The 6,950-nt window shown below is 71.0% G+C and carries 5 protein-coding genes; 2 read left to right on the forward strand and 3 right to left on the reverse strand.

Annotated features, from left to right (window positions below):
* Positions 1 to 217: 217 nt before the first annotated feature.
* The 3 genes from ABZ495_RS36510 to ABZ495_RS36520 all read right to left on the reverse strand — a co-directional run bounded on the left by ABZ495_RS36510 (position 218) and on the right by ABZ495_RS36520 (position 5,196).
* Positions 218 to 937 carry an SDR family oxidoreductase gene (locus ABZ495_RS36510; RefSeq protein WP_329489906.1) on the reverse strand — a complete coding sequence of 240 codons (720 nt, stop codon included), beginning with the start codon at positions 935 to 937 and terminating at the stop codon, positions 218 to 220.
* A gap of 507 nt (positions 938 to 1,444) precedes the next feature.
* Entirely contained in the window at positions 1,445 to 2,734 is a 1,290-nt protein-coding gene (locus ABZ495_RS36515) for a citrate synthase (RefSeq protein WP_329489905.1), read from the reverse strand.
* Between the two features lie 224 nt (positions 2,735 to 2,958).
* Positions 2,959 to 5,196, reverse strand: a complete 2,238-nt coding sequence (locus tag ABZ495_RS36520; RefSeq protein ID WP_359812246.1) for an ATP-dependent RecD-like DNA helicase — start codon at positions 5,194 to 5,196, stop codon at positions 2,959 to 2,961.
* 154 nt (positions 5,197 to 5,350) lie between these two features.
* Between ABZ495_RS36520 and ABZ495_RS36525 the strand changes: the two genes are divergently transcribed.
* Positions 5,351 to 6,142, forward strand: a complete 792-nt coding sequence (locus ABZ495_RS36525) for a VOC family protein (protein WP_329489903.1) — start codon at positions 5,351 to 5,353, stop codon at positions 6,140 to 6,142.
* 176 nt (positions 6,143 to 6,318) lie between these two features.
* Positions 6,319 to 6,771, forward strand: coding sequence for a GNAT family N-acetyltransferase (locus tag ABZ495_RS36530; RefSeq protein WP_359840282.1), 453 nt, complete (start codon positions 6,319 to 6,321; stop codon positions 6,769 to 6,771).
* The last annotated feature ends 179 nt before the right edge of the window (positions 6,772 to 6,950 follow it).

Consider the following 6,950-nt stretch of genomic DNA (forward strand, 5'->3'; position numbering starts at 1 on the left):
GGCTACAACCTCGCCGCCCTCCCCCTCGCCGCCACCGGCCTCCTGAACCCCATGATCGCCGGCGCCACCATGGCCTTCTCCTCCGTCTTCGTGGTCACCAACAGCCTCCGGCTGCGCCGGTTCCAGCCCACCGACCGGCCCTGAGACCGCACCCCCGCAACGCCGAGGGCCCGCCACCGCGCGTGCGGTGGCGGGCCCTCGGCGTCTCCCGGAGCGGTCAGCGCCCGAGCAGCTCGCCGCCGTTGCAGTGCATGATCTCGCCGGTGATGAAGCCGGCCTCCGCCGAGGCCAGGAAGTAGACCGCCGCGGCCACCTCGCCCGCCTCGCCGATCCGGCCGAGCAGCGTCCGGGCCGCGCGGCGGGACACCTCGGCCTCGTCCAGCCGGGGGCCGAAGAACTCGGTGCCCGCCACGGTGCCCGGGGCGACGATGTTGGCCGTGATCCCCGAGGTGCCGAGCTGCGCGGCCAGGAAGTGGTTCCAGGCGTGCAGCGAGGCCTTGGCGGCCCCGTACGAGCCGGCGCCGCTCAGGGCGGCGATCGAGCTGACCGTGACCACCCGGCCCGAGCCCGGGGTGAGCCGGTCGCGGATGGACTCGGTCAGCAGCACCACGGTCAGCACATTGCGCTCGAAGTCGCCGCGCCAGCGGGCCAGCAGGGCGTGCGGCCCGCCACCGATCACGGTCTCCCGGCTGCCGGCGTTGTTCACCAGCACGTCGATCCGCTCCGGCAGTTCACCCAGCGCCGCCTCGACGTCGTCGGGGTCGGCGAGGTCGCGGACCAGTGGGGTGACGTTCGGTCCGAGGTCGGCCGCGGCCCGTTCGAGCACCGCCCGCCGACGGCCGACGATCACCACCCGTTCGCCCGCCTCGGCGAACCGCCGCGCCACTTCGTACCCGATACCCGTGCCACCACCGGTGACGACGACGTTCCTGGCCATCTGCGCACTCCCTCCCCAGTTCCGCCGCCACGCTGCGAGGGTGCGGGGCGGTCCGTACCGGAATGCCACGATTCCTATCACGCTCGGTTGCCGTGACTGCGGGGAGGGTGACGTAGCCGCCGCCGGGAGGTGTGATATGGGCGGGCCACAACCCGCACACGGAGCGTGGCGAGAGGCAGCTCACACCCCCCGGGCGTAACTTCTCGCACCCTGATACGTCTTAGGTTGGTAGTGCGGCAGTTTTTCGGTGGGCGGAGACGTGGCGAACGGCATCACGTCGCCGCACGGCCACCACTGCCGCCGACGGGGCTCCGGCGGGCCCCGGGACGGTCGCCGACGGTTGGCGGCCTTCGCGCACGACGCCGGGGTGTGGCGGGCCTGGGACGCTTTGAGCGGCCGTCCCCGGCTGCGGCCGCCCCGGAGTCGTGCGCTGTACCTCTCCCACCCTCGTGCGGGACGGTGAAGGGCCCGGCCGCGTGAAGCGGCCGGGCCCTTTCAGGTCCTGCGTCAGCGGGCTTCGAGGCCCACGTAGTCGCGGATCGCGGTGCCGGTGTAGATCTGGCGCGGACGGCCGATCCGGCTGGTCGGGTCGTTGATCATCTCGTGCCAGTGGGCGATCCAGCCCGGCAGCCGGCCGAGGGCGAACAGCACGGTGAACATGCTGGTCGGGAAGCCCATGGCGCGGTAGATCAGGCCGGTGTAGAAGTCCACGTTCGGGTAGAGCTTGCGCGAGACGAAGAAGTCGTCCTGGAGCGCGTGCTCCTCCAGCTTGAGCGCGATGTCGAGCAGCTCGTCGGACTTGCCGAGCTGGCCGAGCACCTCGTGCGCCAGCAGCTTGACCTGCGCGGCGCGCGGGTCGAACGCCTTGTACACGCGGTGGCCGAAGCCCATCAGCTTGACGCCGTCCTCGCGGTTCTTCACCTTGCGAATGAACGCGTCGACGTCGCCGCCGTCCTTCTGGATGCTCTCCAGCATCTCCAGCACGGCCTGGTTCGCGCCGCCGTGCAGCGGGCCCCAGAGCGCCGAGATGCCGGCCGAGATCGAGGCGAACTGGTTCGCGTGGCTGGAACCCACCAGGCGGACGGTGGAGGTCGAGCAGTTCTGCTCGTGGTCCGCGTGCAGGATCAGCAGCTTGTCCAGCGCGTTCACGACGACCGGGTTGAGCTCGTAGTCCTCGGCGGGGACGGCGAAGGTCATCCGCAGGAAGTTCTCGACGTAGCTCAGGTCGTTGCGCGGGTAGACGAACGGCTGGCCGACCGACTTCTTGTACGCGTAGGCCGCGATCGTCGGCAGCTTCGCCAGCAGGCGGACCGTCGACAGGTGACGCTGGGCGGCGTCGAAGGGGTTGTGGCTGTCCTGGTAGAAGGTGGACAGCGCGCCGACGACCGAGGACAGCATCGCCATCGGGTGGGCGTCGCGCGGGAAGCCCTGGTAGAAGCGCTTGACGTCCTCGTGCAGCAGGGTGTGCTGGGTGATCTCGCGGTTGAACTCCGACAGCTGGTCCGCGGTCGGCAGCTCACCGTTGATCAGGAGGTACGCGGTCTCGATGAAGCTGCCCTGCTCGGCGAGCTGCTCGATCGGGTAGCCGCGGTACCGCAGGATGCCGTTGTCACCGTCCACGAAGGTGATCGCGGACTTGTACGCGGCGGTGTTACCGAAGCCGTTGTCCAGGGTGACCAGGCCGGTCTGCGGGAGCAGCTTCGAGATGTCGAAGCCGGCGTTGCCCGCAGTGCTCTCGACGACGGGGTACTCGTACTCGCCGTCCTGGTACCGCAGTACTACCGAGTTGTCGCTCACGTCTTCCTCACCGACGAAATGAATCCTCTTCCAAGGTGCCCTGACTGCCTCTACCATCCCCCATCTGGCGGACAGCCGCGCACCCGGGGTGGCCCGAAAGGGACCGCCCCTACAAAACCTGCCGCCGCAGCCGGTACGAACCGGACAAGATCGGCACCACTCCAGGCTCTGCCGTAAATCTCTTCACGTCAAGAGAACAATAGAGGCAACCATCCGTTGGAGAATCATCCAGTCGCCAGCCGATGATCCAGCGCGGCGTGCCTCCTACCTGCGCTGACCGTGCGAACGGCCTGTCCGATCGCCTTCCGTGACCCCACCAGCACTACGAGTTTCCGCGCCCTGGTCACGGCGGTGTAGAGCAGGTTCCGCTGGAGCATCGTCCAGGCGGACGTGGTGACCGGAATCACCACCACTGGGTACTCGCTCCCCTGCGACCGGTGGATCGTCACCGCGTACGCGTGCGCCAACTCGTCCAGCTCGTCGAAGTCGTACGGCACCTCCTCGTCCTCGTCGGTGACCACCGTCAACCGCTGGTCGTCCACGCTCAGTGAGGTCACCACTCCCACCGTGCCGTTGAAGACCCCGTTGCGCCCCTTGTCGTAGTTGTTGCGGACCTGGGTGACCTTGTCCCCCACCCGGAACGTCCGGCCGCCGAACCGGCGCTCCGCCAGCCCCTCCCGGGCCGGCGTCACCGCCGCCTGCAGCAACGTGTTCAGGTTCCCCGCGCCCGCCGGCCCCCGGTGCATCGGCGCCAGCACCTGGACGTCCCGGCGCGCGTCGTACCCGAAGCGCTGCGGGATCCGCCGCGCCACCACGTCCACCGTCAGCCCGGCCGCCTGCTCGGCGTCGTCCTCCACGAACAGGAAGAAGTCCGGCAGGCCCTCCGTCAACGGCGGCAGGCCCTCGTTGATCCGGTGCGCGTTGGTCACCACGCCCGACTGCGCCGCCTGCCGGAAGATCCTGGTCAGCCGCACCGAGGGGATCGGGCCGCCGTCCGCCAGCAGGTCCCGCAGCACCTCGCCGGCGCCCACCGACGGCAGCTGGTCCACGTCCCCCACGAACAGCAGGTGCGCCCCCGGCGCCACCGCCTTGACCAGCTTGTTCGCCAGGATGAGGTCCAGCATCGAGGCCTCGTCGACCACCACCAGGTCGGCGTCCAGCGGGCGGTCCCGGTCGTAGGCCGCGTCCCCGCCCGGCCTCAGCTCCAGCAGCCGGTGCACCGTCGAGGCCTCCACCCCGGTCAGCTCCGCCAGCCGCTTCGCCGCCCGGCCGGTCGGCGCCGCCAGGACGACCTTCGCCCGCTTCGCCAGCGCCAGCGTCACGATCGACTTCACCGTGAACGACTTGCCGCAGCCCGGACCGCCCGTCAACACCGCCACCTTCTCCGTCAGGGCCAACCGCACCGACTGCTCCTGCTCCGGAGCCAGCTCCGCCCCCGTCCGCTTCGCCAGCCAGCCGAGCGCCGCCGGCCAGTCCACGTCCGCGAACCACGGCATCCGGTCCGACTCCGAACGCAGCAGCCGCAACAGCTGGTTGGCCAGCGAGATCTCGGCCCGGTGGAAGGGCACCAGGTACACGGCGGTGATCGGCTCCCCCGCCTCCCCCGGCACCGCTTCGCGCACCACCCCCTCCGCGGCCACCAGCTCCGCCAGGCAGTCGATCACCAGCCCGACGTCCACCTGGAGCAGCTTCACCCCGTCCGCGATCAGCCGCTCCTCGGGCAGGTAGCAGTGCCCCTGGTCGCTGCTCTGCGACAGCGCGTACTGCAGGCCCGCCTTCACCCGCTCCGGACTGTCGTGCGGGATGCCCACCGCCTGCGCGATCCGGTCCGCCGTCAGGAAGCCGATGCCCCAGACGTCCGACGCCAGCCGGTACGGCTCGTTCTTGACCACCCCGATCGAGCCGTCCCCGTACTGCTTGTAGATCCGCACCGCGAGCGACGTCGACACGCCGACCCCCTGCAGGAAGACCATCACCTCCTTGATGGACTTCTGCTCCTCCCAGGCCGCCGCGATCTTCTTGGTGCGCTTCGGCCCGAGCCCCGGCACCTCGATCAACCGGCCCGGCTCGTTCTCGATCACCTCCAGGGTGTCCACCCCGAACCGCTCCACGATCCGCTCCGCGAACCGCGGCCCGATCCCCTTGATGAGCCCCGAGCCGAGGTAGCGCTGGATGCCCTGGATCGTCGCGGGCAGCACCGTCGTGTAGTTCTCCACCACGAACTGCTTGCCGTACTGCGGGTGCGACCCCCACCGCCCGTGGAGCCGCAGCGACTCCCCCGGCTGCGCCCCCAGCAGCGCGCCCACCACCGTCAGCAGGTCGTTCGCACCGCGCCCGGTGTCCACCCGGGCGACGGTGTAGCCCGTCTCCTCGTTGGCATAGGTGATCCGCTCCAGCACGCCCTCGACCTGAGCGAGCTGGCGCGGCAGCGGCGGCTGGTCCGCCTGCGCCTGCCTGGCCACCGGGCCCCCCTTATCAGTGCGGGTGCAGTTTCGCTACGCACCGTACCGCCCGGGTGCGACACCGGGCGTCCTGATGCCAGGCTGGAGGGCAGCGGGGGGCGCCGACACCGCCCGTGCCCCGCCGCGACGGGCCCGTTCAAGGAGCACCGCCACCATGCTGAGCACCGCCTTCACCCCCGGCTCCCCGAACTGGCTCGACCTCGCCAGCCCGGACATCGCCGCGTCCGCGGTCTTCTACAACACCGTGTTCGGCTGGACCTTCGCCACGGCGGGGCCCGAAGGGGGCGGCTACGGCTTCTTCCAGCAGGACGGCCGCACGGTCGCCGCCCTCGGACCGCTCAACGAGAACGCGGACCGCCCCGGGTGGACGATCTACTTCAACACCCCCGACGCCGACCGGACCACCGCGCTCGTCGAAGCCGGCGGCGGCACCGTCCGGTTCGCCCCGTTCGACGTCTTCAACAGCGGCCGGATGGCCGGTTACCGCGACCCCACCGGCGCCGAGTTCGCCGTCTGGCAGCCGCACGCCACCCGCGGCCTGGACACCGTCACCGATCAGGGCACCTTCTGCTGGGCCGAGTGCTACAGCGTCGACGCCGACGCGGCCAAGGAGTTCTACCGCGGCGTCTTCGGCTGGCAGGAGCAGGACGTCCCGCTCGGCGAGGTGACGTACACCGTCCTCACCCCGGCCGGCGGCGGTACCGACGACGCCCACGGCGGCATCATGCAGCTCGGCCCCGAGCAGACGGCCGCGGGCACCGGCTCGCACTGGCTCCCCTACTTCGAGGTCGCCAACGTGGACGCCGCCCTCGCCCTGGCCGGCCAGCTGGGCGCGACCGTCCGCATCCCCGCGATGGACGTGCACGGTGTCGGCCGACTGGCCCAGCTCCTCGACCCGCACGGGGCGGTCTTCGCCGTCATCACCAGCGCGCTGCCCGGCGAGTGACGCCGGATCACCTCGCCGCTCCACCCCTCGGGCACACCGGAGCGGCCCCCTCGGCGGCCCCTCGGCGGCCTCTGACGGGCCCAGGCGGGCCCCGCGGGCGCGCGGGGCGGGCAGAGAACGGACCCGAGCCCCGGACGAGCCCCTCCGCGCCCCAGGGGCTCGCCTAGGCTGTGATCATGAACGACCTGACGATCCGCCGCGCCACCACCGACGACCTGCCGGCGATAGTGGCCATGCTCGCCGACGACCCCCTGGGCGCCGCCCGCGAGAGCCCCGACGACCTCTCCCCCTACCGGACGGCCTTCGCCCGGATCGACGCCGACCCGCACCAGCACCTCGTGGTCGCCGAGCGGGCCGGCCGGACCATCGGAACGCTCCAGCTGACGGTGGTGCCCGGGCTCTCCCGCAAGGGCTCCACCCGCACCATCATCGAGGCCGTCCGGATCCACGCGGACGAGCGCGGCACCGGCCTCGGCACCGACCTGATCCGGTGGGCGATCGACCGCTCCCGCGAGCTCGGCTCCGACCTCGTCCAGCTCACCTCGGACGCGACCCGGACCGACGCCCACCGCTTCTACGAGCGCCTCGGCTTCGTCCCCTCGCACCTCGGGTTCAAGCTCGCCCTGTAGTCCCCCGGCCCGGTTCCGCACTGCAATTCCACGTTTCCGGGTCTGCCCTGGAAACGCAAAGAACCCCCCGGTCCTTACGGACCGGGGGGGTTCTTTGGAATGATTGTTCGGCGGCGTCCTACTCTCCCACAGGGTCCCCCCTGCAGTACCATCGGCGCTGTGAGGCTTAGCTTCCGGGT

Source organism: Kitasatospora sp. NPDC005748, assembly GCF_040630735.1.
In the GTDB taxonomy this organism is placed as follows: domain Bacteria; phylum Actinomycetota; class Actinomycetes; order Streptomycetales; family Streptomycetaceae; genus Kitasatospora.